Source organism: Pandoraea vervacti (genome assembly GCF_000934605.2).
GTDB classification, from domain to species: Bacteria; Pseudomonadota; Gammaproteobacteria; order Burkholderiales; family Burkholderiaceae; genus Pandoraea; species Pandoraea vervacti.
In genome coordinates, this window is sequence record NZ_CP010897.2 from 2,898,787 (window position 1) to 2,914,247 (window position 15,461).

The window sequence follows — 15,461 nt, forward strand, 5'->3', positions numbered from 1 at the left end:
GGCAAACGCGGCAAGGGGAAGCAACGACGAACCGCCGCGCTTGTCTTGCATGCTGCCCCTCGATGTTCGCTGACTTTCATAACGGGTTGCGTCCACGTCACCCCTGCGACGCCTGACGCAGCATCCACTCGCGGAACTGCCGGAGCGCAGCGCGCTGTTGCAGGCGCTCTCGCGGATAGCACAGGTAGTGGCCGTGACGCGGCACGTCCACGCCGGCATCCACGGGCACCACCAGACGCCCCGCCGCTACCGCCTCACGCGCGAGAAACGCCGGCACCAGGCCGACGCCCATCCCCGCCTCCGCAGCCTGCAGCAGCACCGAATACTGCTCGAATCGCGGCCCGGGGCGCTGGGCGTGTGGCGCGGCGTCGTAGCAAGCCGCCCACGTGCCCCACACCTCTTCCGCCTGGTTGTGCACCAACCTCGGCGCGCGTGCAATGTCCGCCTCGCGCGCCAGAGGATGCCGCGCGAGGAACGACGGCGCACACACCGGCACGAAACGTCGTCCGTCCAGATACTCGCTCACCACGCCCTCCCAGGTGCCGTCGCCGTATCTCACCGCAGCGTCGAGCGTGAAGGGAAATGCATCGCCGTGCGAGAGATGGCGGCTGAAGCTGAGCGTCACCCCCGGCGTGCTCGCCAGAAAATCCGGCAGACGAGGAATCAGCCATTTGGTCGTAAACGTCGGCACGCTGGCAATCGTCAGCAAATCGCTCTCACCACGCGAGGTCATCAATTCCAGCGACGCGTTGCCGATCTCGCGAAGCGGCGCCGCCACCCGGTCATGATAGCGACGACCGGCCTCGGTCATCGCCAGGTGACGACCTTCGCGCACGAACAGCGCCGTGCCCACCAGGTCCTCCAGCGCCCCGATCTGACGGCTGACCGCGCTCGGCGTGAGCCCCAGTTCACGGGCGGCACGAGTAAAATTCAAGTGTCTTGCCGCACTGGCAAAGGCGAGCAACTCGGCGATGTTGGGATAGCAGTGTCGCATTGGAGAAAGCAGGACGGGCGTGGGTTGTCGGTCGACGGCGATCTCGCGCATCGCTTTGGACGCGGCGCCAACTGTTCCGTTTTCGCACAGAACGATGCCCGATTTGTGTGTTTTCTTCATGACGATGACATGTCGGCCCTCGAAACTCTCGCCCAACGTCGACTTGGTCGCCTGCGTTGTGCCGTAAGGGATAGCAAGAAATCGGGTCGACCGAAGCAAATTTTTCACCGTATGCCGTTCAGGTTTCCCGGATGTCCCACGCTCACGCTGATCACGCCGATCACGCCGACCGTTTCGCCCCATCTGTGCCATTGCAGCACAGCCCGGCGCCTGCGCACGGCGCCGTCAACGGGCATTCACGGTCTCGTCGACGCACCGGCGTCCTGATCTGGATCGTGCGCGCGGTTGCCGCGCTGTTCCTGATTTATCTTTGCCTGCCGGTACTCCTGCTGCTCGTGGGCGCCTTCGGTCAGACCTGGACAAATACCCTCTTGCCGACCGGTGTTACCGGACGATGGTTTGTCGAGCTCCTCGGCGATCCGTCGTTCCGCCGGGCATTCGCCACGAGCCTCATCGTTGCGGTGAGCTGCTGTGCGATGACGGCTGCCGTCGGCCTTCCCCTCGCCTACACGTTGCATCACCGTGCGCGCAGCGGCCGGGGGACGATCGCACGTCTGGTGACCCTGCTGCCGGTGGCCGTACCGGCGCTCACGCTCGGCTTCGGTTACATCGCCGTGTTCAGCGGCGACACGCTGCCGTGGCTAGGCTCGCTCTGGTTGCTGGTGCTCGCGCACGTCGTGCTCACGCTGCCGTACCTTACCCAGACGCTGCTCGCCGACCTGCGCCATCTCGACATCGCAAAACTGGAAGATTGCGCCGCGACGCTGGGCGCCTCGCCGCTGCATCAGTTCCTTAGCATCGCGGTGCCGAATCTCGGCCATAGCCTGGTCGCAGGTCTCGTCATGGTCGCGGCACTGTCGATCGGCGAGTTCCAGATCTCCAACCTCATCGCGGGCTTCCGCTATCGCAACTATCCGGTCGTGTTGCTGCAGGCGTTCTACGGCGCCACCGGCTTCGCCTGCGCGGCCACCGTCGTGCTGCTCGTGCTCGCGCTCGCGGCCACCGGCGTGTCGATCATTGCCGCCTCTCGCCAGAAGGTCAGTTCATGAGCCTCACGCTAGAAAACGTCAGCTTCCGGTATGCCGGCGCCGCCCACGGCCTCGATGACGTCAGCCTGCAAGCGCGTCAGGGCGAATTGTTGGCCATCATGGGCCGCAGCGGCTCCGGCAAATCGACCGTGCTGCGCCTCGTTGCCGGGCTGCTCGACGGCTATCGGGGTCGCATCGCCATCGGCGGTGAAGACGTCGGCGGCGTGCCCGTATGGCGCCGTCACGTGGGCATGGTCTTTCAGCAATACGCGTTGTTCCCGCATTTGAGCGTGCTCGATAACGTCGCGTACGGATTACGCATGCAAGGCGTGCGCCCGGCGCAGCGACAACAGGCCGCGCTCGCCATGCTCGCCCGTGTCGGGCTGGAGGCATTCGCGTCGCGCCGTCCCGCCTCGCTCTCCGGCGGTCAGCAGCAACGCGTGGCGCTCGCTCGCGCGCTGGCGGTGTCGCCGCGCGTGCTGTTGCTCGACGAGCCGCTGGCCGCGCTCGACGCGGGTATTCGCCAGCAGTTGCGTGACGAAATTCGCGCACTACAACAGGCCAGCGGGGCCACGACGCTCATCGTCACCCACGACCGCGACGAAGCCCTGAGTCTTGCGGACCGCGTCGCCGTCATCGATAACGGACGCCTGCTGCAAATCGATACGCCGCAACGCCTGTACGACGCGCCGGCCTGCGCGACGGTGGCCAGCTTCACGGGCTTGTCGACGGTATTGCCCGCCCGGGTGGCAAGCCCCGGCGTCGTCGACACCGGTTTTGCCGAGCTGCACGCGGATACCGGTGCGTGGCGCGCGGGCGCCGCCGTCTCGCTGCTGGTGCGGCCCGAACACGTTCGGAGCGATCCGCCAGTGGGCACGATCAATCGGCTGGACGGACGCCCCGGCGCAGTGCGCTTCTTCGGCGCGACTTGCCGCTTCGATTTTCTGCCCGATGGCGCAAGCGCACCGTTACTGGGCGAGAGCCGCACACCCGCTTCGTTCGCCATCTCGCTCGACCCCGCGCACTTGCGGGTGCTGCCGCCGTCCGGTGCTTAACCCTTGTTCTGCTTGTTTCACCGAACTTCTTACCCTGACGCCCCTCACGGAGCCACGTCGATGATTCACCCTGCATCCGCCTTGCCTGCGCGCGCCGTGTCGGCACTCGCCACGCTCACTGCCTCTGTCGCGCTGCTTAGCGGCACCGCCTCCTTCGCCCTCGCCCAGTCCGGCGCGCAAGCCAACGCACAGCCCAGCGCTGGCGCGCCGCTCTACGCGGGCGAAGCCGAGCTGTACGCCAAGGCCGCCGAGGAAGGTCTGGTCGTGTCGTTCGACACCGGGCCGGAATGGGCCAACTGGAAAGCCCTGTTCGCCGAATTCCGAAAGCGCTATCCGAAGGTCGAAATCACCTATAACGACATCGGCTCGGCCGCGACCGTCACCGCGCTCGACAAGTCGCGCCGTCGTCCGCAGGCCGACACCGCCTATTACTTCGCCGGCTCGGCGCTGGACGCCGTGCAGAAGGACGTCGTCGCCCCGTTCAAGCCGGTCAACTTCGACACGCTGCCCAAGGTCTTCCGCGACAACGACGGGCGCTGGTTCACGATTCACTCGCTCAACATCGCGTTTCTCGTGAACACGAAGCTGGTCAGGCACGTTCCGCAGACGTGGGCGGATCTGCTCAAGCCGGAATACAAGAACTCGGTGGTCTACCTGGACCCACGCTCGACCGGTCAGGGCCAGGTCGCCGTGTTTGCCGCCGCCTATGCGTTTGGCGGTAGCGTCGACAATCCGAAGCCGGGCGCGGCGTTTTTCGGTAAGTTGCGCGACGCCGGGAACGTGCTGCGCGTGGAGGGCACCACGCCCTACGCCAAGTTCCTCAAAGGCGAGATCCCGATTCTCATCGGCTACGAGAACGATGGGTTGAAGGCGAAGTACACCGACGGCATGGGCGACGCGGCACAGGTCGTGATTCCGAAGGAAGCCACCGTCTCGGCACCCTACGCCATCAGTCTGGTCAAGCACGGCCCGAATCCGGAAGCCGCCAAGCTTTGGCTGAACCTCATCATGAGTCCGGTCGGTCAATCGCTGTTCGCGCAAGGCTACGTGCGTCCGGCCGTGCCCGGCACGCCGCTGAGCGCCGAAATGCGCGCCCGTATGCCGGACGCCCCGCAGGTCCACCCGCTCGACGTCGCCCGCGCGGCGGCGCAGAAGGCGGAAGTCGATCGCCTGTGGGCCGCAGCCGCGCTTGCCAAGTGAGCCGGCGCACCTCAGGCACCATGACTTCTGTGCACGCATCGAACGCTCGGGTCGACACGCCCCGGATCGGCGGATCGAACGAACCGCCGGCCACCCGCCGGCCCGGCGCCGCGCCCCGCGGCTGGGTTCGTCGCTTCGGCGGTTTACCTGCGGCGGTGGTGCTCACGCTCGGCTTCGGCTTGCCGCTGGCCGCGCTGCTGGTCGCCGCATTCGAGCGGCATGGCACCGCATTTCGCGCCATCGCACTCGATCCGCTGGTACGTGACGCCTTCGTCAATTCAATGGCATTGGCCGTGGGTGCAGGCACCGCTTCGCTGGTCGTGGGTGCATTCATCGCGATCACGCTGGCGCGTCAGACGCCACGCCGCCGCCGTCTCTGGCTCGCCGCCATGGGCGTGCCGCTTGCCTTCTCCGGGCTGGTGATCGCCTACGGTTTCATCCTGGCGTTTGGACGCTCGGGCTTCGTCACGATGACCCTCGCCTCGCTCGGTGCCGATCCGGTGCGCTTCGGCGCCCTGATCTACACGGCGCCGGGTCTTGTCGCGGCGTACGCGTACTACCTGATTCCGCGCGTGGCGCTGATGGTCTACCCCGCCATCGCCAACCTCGACCGCCGCCCCATCGAAGCGGCGCTCACGCTGGGTGCGACGCCGCTGCGTGCGATCGTGGACATCGCTCTGCGCGAACTCTGGCCCACGCTCGCGGCCGCGTGGTGCCTCGTCACCGCGATTGCGCTGGGGACGTACGGCACGGCGCTCGCGTTGGCGGGCACACAAATCAACATCCTGCCGTTGCTCATGTTCCTGAAGATGTCGGACGGGCAAACGGATTTCCCGCAAGCTGCCGCACTGTCGCTCTTGCTGATGGCCGTGTGCAGCGGTGTACTCGCTCTTGGAGAGTGTCTTGTACGGCGTCATCCCGAATGAGTGGTCGGCTGCGGCCCGCCACGCCCTCGCTCAACTGGCGGCCCGGCAGTCGGGCGCGTCGCGTCACGTCACGCCCGTCGGCCTGATCGGTCCGCGCGAAGCCACGCCCGCTCAGCGATATGCCGCGCAATGCATCGGCCACGCGCTGGCCGCGGCAGGCGTCGCGCTGGTATGCGGCGGCAAAGGCGGCGTGATGGAAGCGGCGTCGGCCGGGGCAAGCGCCGCCGGGGGCATCGTGATCGGTCTGCTGCCCGAGGACCACGCTGCCGACGCCAACCCGCATCTGAGCGTTGCCCTGCCGACCGGGCTGGGCATTACGCGCAACGCCCTGATCGCGCGCGCCTCGGTCTGCCTCGTCGCCATCGGCGGGGGGCTGGGCACACTCTCGGAAATCGCGCTGGGCCTGCAGTGGCGCAAACCGGTTTTTACCGTCCTCGATGCCCCTGCCGTGCCGGGCACCGAACGCTTCGACGATATCGACGCGCTGGTCGTGGCCGTGGCCACATGGCTCGCCGTCGCCGGACTTCCCGGAGGTGACACCCCCGGCAAGTGACACCGGCAGTTCCACAAAAACCGACCCACACCGGGGAACTGCCGGTGCGTTTTCGTGACGTTCCTGCAATATAAATTTAGGACCACTAATATTATGAAACGCATTCTTCTCGCTGCACTCGGCCTGGGCGGTATGGCCGGATTCATGGCTCCCGTCTACGCACAAAGCAGCGTGACCCTGTACGGCATCGTCGATGCCGGCGTGGGCTACGCGAGCGGTCAGCGCACGGCCAACTCCAAGGGTGGCGTCGGCGCACCGATCAACTACACCAACGGATCGGTCTGGGGTTTTGCCAGCGGCACGTGGTCTGGCGACCGGTGGGGTCTGAAGGGCTCGGAAGACCTGGGCGGCGGCAACTCGGCCATCTTCCAGCTGGAAAACGGCTTCAACATCGGCAACGGCACGGCGAGCCAGGGTGGCCGACAGTTCGGCCGTCAGTCGTGGATGGGTCTGCAAAGCGCCACGCTGGGCAAGCTCACGTTCGGTCGTCAGTACGATCCGATCGTCGATTATGTCGGCTCGCTGAGCGCAGGCACGTTCGTCACCGGCATGGGTGCACACCCGGGCGATATCGACAACCAGGACAACCAGTCGCGCGTGAACAACTCAGTGAAGTGGGCAAGTCCGGTTTACGCCGGCTTCCAGTTCGGCGCGATCTACGGCTTCGGCGGTCAGCCCGGCAGCGTGAAGAACCAGAACACCTGGGGCTTTGGCGGTCAGTACGCCAGCGGTCCGTTCGCCATCGGCGCAGGCTACCTGCAAGCCACGAACGCCTACGGTGCGGCAGGGACGTGGACCGGCTCGTACGACGGCACGTTCTCCTCGTCGATCAACGAAGGCTTCGCCTCGGCGGCCAGCCAGCGCATCATCTCCGCAGCCGGCACCTACACGTTCGGCGCCACGCAGGTCGGCATCCAGTACGGCAACGTGCAGTACACGCCGGGCTCGCTCTCCACATTCGCCAGCAGCTTCACGTTCAATACGGTCGGCGCGACCGTGGCCTATCAGGTCACCCCGGCCCTGCGACTGGCCGGTGCGTACAACTACACGCAAGGCAGCGACGTCAAGGGCGCAGGCGGTCCGAAGTATCACACGGTGAACTTCGCGTCGTACTACTCGCTGTCGAAGCGCACGTCGCTGTACGGTCTGGTCGGCTACCAGAAGGCGTCGGGCAGCACGCTCGACACGTTCGGCAACGTCGTCGCGGCCACGGCGTCGGTCGGCGACGTGGGCAACGGCATCTCTTCCGCCACGGCGACGCAGACGTTTGTGCGCGTGGGCGTGCGTCAGACGTTCTGAGCGTCTGCGCGCATGCGCGTGGAACGGTTGATGTCGTAGGGTCACACTGGACGGCCCTGCGCCGCCCCACGGCGGGGGGACCCGAGTTGCACTTCGGGGACTTCGCGAGATCCGGTTCGGCACGCAACGTTGTGGACATGGTGTGGCGTTGCGTGACGGACCGGCTCACCCTTGGGCACGCTTTCGCACCCCTCGCACGGCCTTGCCTCAAGCCGTGCCGTGCGCCGGCGTGCCGTTTTTTTCCTGTGCGGCAGACGATTGGCTTATCCTTCAGGCTTTCCCACCCGCACATACGTGACCGGAGAGGCCAACAAGGTGCCACGTCAAACCGCCCAGCCGACTGTCGAAACGCTTACCGATCAAGGGCCTGCGCCGCGCTACTTGCAGCTAAAGCAGTTCATCTGCCGTCAGATCGACACCGGCGCGTGGCCGCCGCATCATCGCGTGCCGTCGGAAAACGAACTCGTCGAGCAGTCCGGTGTGAGCCGGATGACGGTCAATCGCGCGTTGCGCGAGCTTACGGCCGAAGGGCGGCTCGTACGCATGCAAGGCGTGGGCACCTTCGTCGCAGAGCCGAAATCGCACTCGCCGCTGCTTGCCGTGAACAATATCGCCGACGAAATCTCCGAGCACGGGCATCGGCATCGCGCCGAAGTGAAACTGCTGCGCGAAGAACTCGCCGGCCCGGAACGCGCGCTCGCCATGGGATTGCAGGAACGCGAGAAGCTGTTCCATTCCGTGATCGTGCACTATCAGGACAACATTCCGGTGCAGATCGAAGACCGCTTCGTGAACCCGGCACTCGCACCGAACTACCTCGAGCAGGATTTCACCAAGCTCACGCCGAACGCCTATCTGCAGCGCACCTCACCGCTCAGCTCCGGCGAGCATGTCGTCGAAGCCGTGACCGCCACGCCGGACGAAGCGCAGATGCTCCAGATCCAGCGCACCGAGCCTTGCCTGCTGATTCGACGACGCACGTGGTCCGGTAAGCGGATCGTTTCCGTAGCCCGTTTGCTGCACCCCGGCTCACGCCACCGCCTCGAAGGTCGTTTCGGCGATACCGAGTAACAGACTCGGCGAGTCGGTTCGGGCGTCCAGCCGCTCCTCGTGAAAACCCTAGTTCACGGCTAGTTGTATATACAATACTGTACAAGCCATTCAACGCTTAGAACCAAGGGAATCACAGTGAGCCAATTCACCCGATATCGCGACGTCACCCTGCGCGCCCCCCGCGGCACGCAACTCAACGCCAAAAGCTGGCTGACCGAAGCCCCGCTTCGCATGCTGATGAACAACCTCGATCCGGACGTCGCCGAGAATCCGAACGCCCTCGTGGTCTACGGCGGCATCGGTCGCGCCGCGCGCAACTGGGAATGCTTCGACAAGATTGTCGAGACGCTCAAGACCCTGAACGACGACGAGACGCTGCTGGTGCAATCCGGCAAACCGGTCGGCGTGTTCAAGACCCATGCCGACGCGCCGCGCGTGCTGATCGCCAACTCGAATCTCGTCCCGCACTGGGCGACGTGGGAACACTTCAACGAACTCGACGCCAAGGGGCTGGCCATGTATGGCCAGATGACCGCGGGTTCGTGGATCTACATCGGTAGCCAGGGCATCGTGCAAGGCACCTACGAGACGTTCGTGGAAGCCGGCCGCCAGCATTACGGCGGCAACCTGAAGGGACGTTGGGTGCTCACCGCCGGTCTGGGCGGCATGGGTGGCGCGCAACCGCTCGCCGCCACGCTCGCCGGCGCCTGCTCCCTGAACATCGAATGCCAGCAGACCAGCATCGACTTCCGTTTGCGCACGCGCTACGTCGACGAACAGGCCAAGGATCTCGACGACGCCCTCGCCCGCATCGCCCGATACACCGCCGAGGGTCAGGCCGTCTCCATCGCGCTGTGCGGCAACGCCGCCGAGATCCTGCCGGCGCTCGTGCGCCGTGGCGTGCGCCCCGACATGGTCACGGACCAGACCAGCGCGCACGATCCACTCAACGGTTATCTGCCGATCGGCTGGACTTGGGACGAGTATCGCGAGCGTGCCCGCTCGACGCCGGCCGAAGTCGTGAAGGCCGCCAAGCAGTCGATGGCCGTCCACGTCAAGGCCATGCTGGACTTCAAGGCGATGGGCGTGCCGACGTTCGATTACGGCAACAACATCCGGCAGATGGCCAAGGAAGAAGGCGTGCAGAACGCGTTCGATTTCCCCGGTTTCGTGCCGGCGTATATCCGCCCGCTGTTCTGCCGTGGCGTCGGTCCGTTCCGGTGGGCGGCCCTCTCGGGCGATCCGCAAGACATCTACAAGACCGACGCGAAGGTCAAGGAACTGATTCCGGACGACGCCCACTTGCACCGCTGGCTCGACATGGCCCGCGAGCGCATCAGCTTCCAGGGCCTGCCGGCTCGCATTTGCTGGGTCGGCCTCGGTCTGCGCGCCAAGCTCGGACTGGCGTTCAACGAAATGGTACGCTCGGGAGAACTCTCGGCGCCGGTCGTCATCGGTCGCGACCATCTGGATTCCGGCTCGGTGGCGAGCCCGAACCGCGAAACGGAAGCCATGCGCGATGGCTCAGATGCCGTGTCCGACTGGCCGCTGCTCAACGCGCTGCTCAATACCGCCAGCGGCGCGACGTGGGTCTCGCTGCACCACGGTGGCGGCGTCGGCATGGGCTTCTCGCAGCACTCGGGTGTGGTGATCGTGTGCGACGGCACCGACGCCGCCGCCGCGCGTATCGCCCGCGTGCTCAACAATGATCCGGCCACCGGCGTGATGCGCCATGCCGATGCGGGATACGACATTGCGATCGATTGCGCCCGCGAGCACGGTCTGAACCTGCCCATGCTGGGCACCGCGAAGTAAGCAATTCACAGACACAAGACACCCCCGACTATGTCGAATCAAGGAATTCCGTCCATGGCCCAACTGTTCGTGACGCCCGGCACCCTCACGCTGGCGCAGCTGCGCGACGTCTATCAGCATCCGACTCTCGTTACGCTCGACGAGAAGGCTTATGCCGCCATCGACAAGAGCGTCGCCTGTGTCGAAGGCATCGTGGCCGAGGGCCGCACCGCCTATGGCATCAACACCGGCTTCGGCCTGCTCGCCTCGACGCGCATCGCCCACGCAGACCTCGAAAACCTGCAACGCTCGCTCGTGCTCTCGCACGCCGCCGGTGTCGGCGCGCCGCTGGACGACGCACTGGTGCGACTGATCATGGTGCTCAAGATCAACAGTCTGGCGCGCGGCTTCTCGGGCATTCGTCGCAAGGTAATCGACGCGCTCGTCGCGCTCGTGAACGCCGAGGTCTACCCGCGCATCCCGCTCAAGGGCTCGGTCGGCGCCTCGGGCGACCTGGCGCCGCTTGCCCATATGTCGCTGCTGTTGCTCGGTGAGGGTCAGGCGCGCCACCGCGGTCAGTGGATGAACGCGCGCGAAGCGCTGGCCGTCGCCGGCCTGGCGCCGCTCACGCTCGCCGCCAAGGAAGGACTGGCACTGCTCAATGGCACGCAGGTGTCGACCGCGTACGCGTTGCGCGGCCTGTTCGAAGCGGAAGACATGTACGCGGCGGCAAGTGTCTGCGGTGCGATGACCGTCGAAGCCATGCTCGGCTCACGCGCACCGTTCGACGCGCGCATTCACGCCGCACGCGGACAGCGCGGCCAGATCGATGCTGCTGCGGTCTTTCGCCACCTGCTGGGCGAGACAAGCGAAGTGGGCCAGTCGCACGCCAATTGCGAGAAGGTGCAGGACCCCTATTCGCTGCGTTGCCAGCCGCAGGTCATGGGCGCGTGTCTGACGCAGATCCGTCAGGCGGCCGACGTCCTCGCCGTCGAAGCGAACGCCGTGTCGGACAACCCGCTCGTGTTCTGGGAACAGGGCGACGTGATCTCCGGCGGTAACTTCCACGCCGAACCGGTGGCGATGGCCGCCGACAATCTGGCGTTGGCGCTGGCCGAAATCGGTGCGCTGAGCGAGCGCCGCATCTCGTTGATGATGGACAAGCACATGTCGCAGTTGCCCGCCTTTCTCGTGGCCAACGGCGGCGTGAATTCCGGCTTCATGATCGCGCAGGTCACCGCCGCGGCTCTCGCTTCCGACAATAAAGCCTTGGCACATCCGGCCAGCGTTGATAGTCTGCCGACCTCGGCCAACCAGGAGGACCACGTCTCCATGGCCCCGAACGCCGGAAAGCGGCTTTGGGAGATGGCCGATAACGTCAAGGGCATTATCGCGATCGAATGGCTGAGCGCCGCTCAGGGCCTGGACTTCCGGGAAGGCGTGAAAACCACGCCGGCCCTGGAACGCGCCCGCGCACTGCTGCGCCAGTCGGTTCCGTTCTACGATAAGGATCGTTATTTCGCGCCGGATATCGAGGGCGCAAGCGAGCTCATCGCACAGCGGACATTGAGCGCGCTCGTGCCTGCCGGTACGTTGCCGAGCCTTTGAGTCACGTCTGAGCATCGCCCGCCGGGGCGAAACGGACAGTGATTCGCGCTCCGGCTTTGCGGCGTACCGGGTTGTCCGCTCATTCGCCGGTCCCTCAGTTCGCTGATGGGGCCGGCGCACGGACAGCCCGATTTCCTTTGCCGCCTGCGTCTACGTGTCAGCGTGACTGCGTGCATGCGGGTCGGCTCACCAAGCATTCAGGAGACAGCTTGAAAACCCTGCAACGCAATCTGAGCGCGCGGCACATCCGCTTTCTGGCGCTCGGCTCAGCGATCGGCACCGGCCTGTTCTACGGCTCGGCGTCGGCCATTCAACTCGCCGGTCCGGCGGTCATTCTGGCGTACATCCTCGGCGGCGCCGCCGTCTATATGGTGATGCGCGCGCTCGGCGAGATGGTCGTGCGTCAGCCGGTGTCGGGATCGTTCGGCCGCTACGCACGCGACAATCTCGGTCCGCTCGCCGGTTTCCTCACGGGCTGGACGTACATTCTCGAAATGGTCATCGTCTGCCTGGCGGACGTCACGGCCTTCGGTATCTACATGGGCTTCTGGTTCCCCGATGTTCCCCAGTGGATCTGGGTGCTCGGCGTCGTGATGCTGATCTGCGGCCTGAATCTGTGCAACGTCAAGGTGTATGGCGAACTGGAATTCTGGCTGGCGCTGGTGAAGATTCTCGCCATCGTCGCCATGATCGCGGGTGGCGGCGTCATTCTCTTGTCCGGCGTGCAGATGCACAGCGAGCATGCGCCGGCGGTGAGCAACCTCTGGTCGCATGGCGGCTTCCTGCCGAACGGCTGGAGCGGTCTGGTGGCGTCGCTCGCCGTGGTGATGTTCGCCTACGGCGGCATCGAGATCATCGGCATTACCGGTGGCGAAGCGAAAGATCCCGAGAAGGTGATTCCGCGTGCCATCAATGCCGTACCAGCCCGCATTCTCCTGTTCTACGTGCTCACCATGTGTGTGCTCATGGCGATCTTCCCGTGGACCGGAATCGGTCGCCAGGGCAGCCCGTTCGTGCAGATTTTCTCGGGGCTGGGCATCGAATCCGCTGCGGCCATCCTGAACCTGATCGTGATTTCCGCAGCGATTTCGGCCATTAACAGCAACATCTTCGGTGCGGGTCGCATGATGTTCGGCATGGCCGAGCATGGGCAGGCGCCGGCGATTTTCACTGCGACCTCGCGGCACGGCGTGCCCTGGGTCACGGTACTGGTGATGACTGCGGCGCTGCTCGGCGGCGTGGTGCTGAATTACCTGATACCGGAGGGCGTGTTCCTGATTATCGCGTCCATCGCAACGTTCGCCACGGTGTGGGTGTGGCTCATGATTCTGCTCTCGCAGGTTGCCATGCGGCGTCGCTTGTCGAGCGAGGAAGTCGCCGCGTTGAAGTTCAAGGTGCCACTGTGGCCGGTGGGTCCGGCGCTCGCCATCGCCTTCATGCTCTTCGTGATCGGTGTGCTCGGGTACACGCAAGACACGCGCATCGCGCTCTATGTCGGGGCGGGCTGGATCGTCCTGATGTCGATGGCGTATCAGTTGGGTGTCAAACCCAAGGAAGTGCAACTGCGCACGCAAATGCGCCCGGAATGAGCCTCACATGAAACGTACCTACTGGAAGCACTGCCATGTCGCGACCATGCGCGACGGCCGATATCACGCGATCGAAGACGCCGTGATCGTCACGCACGGCAAACAGATCGAGTGGGTTGGCCCGCGCGGCGAGCGCTCGGCTTCTGGCGCGGAAGAATGCATCGATCTGAACGGGGCGTGGGTCACGCCCGGTCTGATCGATTGCCATACGCATCTGGTCTTCGGCGGCAACCGCAGTCTCGAGTTCGAGCAGCGCTTGCAAGGCGTGAGCTACGCCGAAATCTCGGCAGCGGGCGGTGGCATCAAGCACACCGTGCGCCACACCCGCGACGCGACCGAGGACGCCCTCTTCGCGTCGGCCCGCAAACGCCTGCTCGCGCTCATGCGCGACGGCGTGACCACCGTGGAAATCAAGTCCGGATACGGGCTCGATCTGAACAGCGAGCGCAAGATGTTGCGCGTGGCGCGACGCCTGGGCGAAACGTTGCCGGTAACGGTGAAGACCACGTGTCTGGCCGCGCACACCGTGCCGTCCGAGTTTGCGGGCAAGGCTGACGAGTATGTCAATTACGTCTGCTCGGAAATTCTGCCGACGCTCGCCGAGGAACGCCTGGTGGACGCGGTCGATGCCTTTTGCGAGACCATCGCGTTCTCGCCAGCACAAGTCATGCGTGTGTTGCTGCGCGCCCAGAAGCTGAAGCTGCCCATCAAGCTGCATGCCGAGCAACTCTCGCCGCTTGGCGGGTCGAGCATGGCGGCGGAACTGGGCGCACTGTCGGCAGACCATCTGGAGTACATGACGCCGGAGGACGCGGCGGCCATGGGCCGAGCCGGTACGGTAGCAGTCTTGCTTCCCGGCGCGTTCCACATGCTGCAGGAGACGCGTCGCCCGCCGGTCGATCTCTTGCGTCGGCACGGTGTGGATATCGCGGTGGCCTCCGACCTGAACCCGGGCACGTCGCCGGCGCTGTCGTTGCGTCTCATGCTCAACATGGCCTGCACGCTGTTCGGTCTGACGCCGGAGGAAGCCCTCGCCGGTGTCACGCGCAACGCTGCCAAGGCGCTCGGCATGCTCGACACGCACGGCACGATCGAAGCCGGAAAAACGGCCGACTTCGTCGCGTGGGAGATCGAGCGACCGGCGGAGCTGGCGTACTGGCTTGGCGGGGAGTTGCCCTCACGCACCGTGCGTCACGGCGTGTGGCGCGATCTCGCATCCGTTTGAGTCAGCGACGATCAGGAGACTTTGCATGGCGACGCAATCACAGCCTGTGCAGCCTGTGCACCCGGCGCAGCCGGTGGCAGGCGACACGCCAATCTGGCACGGACGGACGGACGCGGGTGAGCGCGGCGATACGCGGCGTCTCTTCAACATCGTGCGCGAGATCGATGTGCAAGCCGAGGCGCCGGGCGTCGGTGCCCCGGTACTGCTCGGCTTCGCCTGCGATGCGGGCGTCCGGCGCAATCAGGGGCGTGTCGGCGCCGCCGAAGGGCCGCAAGCGATCCGTCGCGCGTTGGCCAATCTGCCGGCGCATGACATGACCTGCCTGTATGACGCGGGCGATGTCACGTGCGATGGCGACGCTCTCGAAGCGGCTCAGCAGGCGCTGGCAGACGCCGTTCGCCGTCAACTCGATGCGGGCGCGCATCCGGTAATCCTCGGCGGGGGGCACGAAATGGCATGGGGAACATGGCAAGGTCTGCGGGCGCATCTCGATGCCCGGAGCGACCGCTCCCGCGTGCTCATTCTCAATCTGGACGCACACTTCGATCTTCGTACGGCGCGCCCGGGCACCTCGGGTACGCCGTTCGATCAGATCGCGCAGGCCTGCGAGACGGCCGGATTGCCGTTCGATTACGCCTGTCTGGGCGTGAGCCGCCTGAGCAACACGGCCTCGTTGTTCGAACGGGCCAAAGCGTTGAAGGTGACGTACACCGAAGACACGGAGATGCAGGACCGCCACCTGGAAGCACGTCTTGCGCAGATCGATGCGCTGATCGCCGATGTCTCACACGTCTACCTGACCATCGATCTGGACGTGCTGCCCGCGCCGGTCATGCCCGGGGTCTCCGCCCCGGCCGCGTATGGCGTGCCCCTGTCGGTTATCGAGGCCATCGTCACGCACGTGCGACGCTCGGGCAAGCTGCGTGTGGCCGATCTGGCCGAGTACAACCCGCGATTCGACGCTCAGGGCGCGGCGGCCCGGGTCGCCGCCCGTCTCGCCTATCGGTTGCTCTGAAC

General features: G+C 65.5%; 13 protein-coding genes. 12 read left to right on the forward strand and 1 reads right to left on the reverse strand.

What is annotated here, in order from left to right; translation table 11 throughout:
- Positions 1–97: 97 nt before the first annotated feature.
- Positions 98–994, reverse strand: a complete 897-nt coding sequence (locus UC34_RS12765) for a LysR substrate-binding domain-containing protein (RefSeq protein ID WP_044458113.1) — start codon at positions 992–994, stop codon at positions 98–100.
- 251 nt (positions 995–1,245) lie between these two features.
- Between UC34_RS12765 and UC34_RS12770 the strand changes: the two genes are divergently transcribed.
- From UC34_RS12770 to hutG, 12 genes are all read left to right on the forward strand, one after another.
- Positions 1,246–2,163, forward strand: a complete 918-nt coding sequence (locus UC34_RS12770) for an ABC transporter permease (RefSeq protein WP_084070600.1) — start codon at positions 1,246–1,248, stop codon at positions 2,161–2,163.
- On the forward strand, positions 2,160–3,197 hold the full coding sequence (locus UC34_RS12775; RefSeq protein ID WP_044455842.1) for an ABC transporter ATP-binding protein: 1,038 nt from the start codon (positions 2,160–2,162) through the stop codon (positions 3,195–3,197). Before UC34_RS12770 ends, UC34_RS12775 begins: the two co-directional genes overlap by 4 nt.
- Before the next feature lie 60 nt (positions 3,198–3,257).
- Complete coding sequence (locus tag UC34_RS12780) at positions 3,258–4,397, forward strand: extracellular solute-binding protein (RefSeq protein ID WP_084070601.1); 1,140 nt, start codon at positions 3,258–3,260, stop codon at positions 4,395–4,397.
- 20 nt (positions 4,398–4,417) lie between these two features.
- Entirely contained in the window at positions 4,418–5,323 is a 906-nt protein-coding gene (locus UC34_RS12785; RefSeq protein WP_084070603.1) for an ABC transporter permease, read from the forward strand.
- Positions 5,301–5,876, forward strand: coding sequence for a TIGR00725 family protein (locus UC34_RS12790; protein ID WP_044455844.1), 576 nt, complete (start codon positions 5,301–5,303; stop codon positions 5,874–5,876). Before UC34_RS12785 ends, UC34_RS12790 begins: the two co-directional genes overlap by 23 nt.
- A 93-nt stretch (positions 5,877–5,969) precedes the next feature.
- Entirely contained in the window at positions 5,970–7,175 is a 1,206-nt protein-coding gene (locus UC34_RS12795; RefSeq protein WP_044455845.1) for a porin, read from the forward strand.
- 315 nt (positions 7,176–7,490) lie between these two features.
- On the forward strand, positions 7,491–8,246 hold the full coding sequence (gene hutC, locus UC34_RS12800) for a histidine utilization repressor (protein WP_044458117.1): 756 nt from the start codon (positions 7,491–7,493) through the stop codon (positions 8,244–8,246).
- A 117-nt stretch (positions 8,247–8,363) separates the two neighbouring features.
- On the forward strand, positions 8,364–10,043 hold the full coding sequence (hutU, locus tag UC34_RS12805) for a urocanate hydratase (RefSeq protein WP_044455847.1): 1,680 nt from the start codon (positions 8,364–8,366) through the stop codon (positions 10,041–10,043).
- Between the two features lie 54 nt (positions 10,044–10,097).
- Positions 10,098–11,630, forward strand: coding sequence for a histidine ammonia-lyase (gene hutH / locus UC34_RS12810; protein ID WP_044455848.1), 1,533 nt, complete (start codon positions 10,098–10,100; stop codon positions 11,628–11,630).
- A gap of 209 nt (positions 11,631–11,839) precedes the next feature.
- The gene (locus UC34_RS12815) at positions 11,840–13,219 is read left to right on the forward strand and encodes an amino acid permease (RefSeq protein ID WP_044455849.1); all 1,380 of its coding nucleotides are present in this window, start codon (positions 11,840–11,842) and stop codon (positions 13,217–13,219) included.
- Between the two features lie 7 nt (positions 13,220–13,226).
- Positions 13,227–14,444: an imidazolonepropionase gene (gene hutI, locus UC34_RS12820; protein ID WP_044455850.1), complete on the forward strand. Its 1,218-nt coding sequence runs from the start codon at positions 13,227–13,229 to the stop codon at positions 14,442–14,444.
- A 25-nt stretch (positions 14,445–14,469) separates the two neighbouring features.
- Positions 14,470–15,459, forward strand: a complete 990-nt coding sequence (gene hutG, locus UC34_RS12825; RefSeq protein ID WP_084070604.1) for a formimidoylglutamase — start codon at positions 14,470–14,472, stop codon at positions 15,457–15,459.
- Positions 15,460–15,461 lie beyond the last annotated feature (2 nt).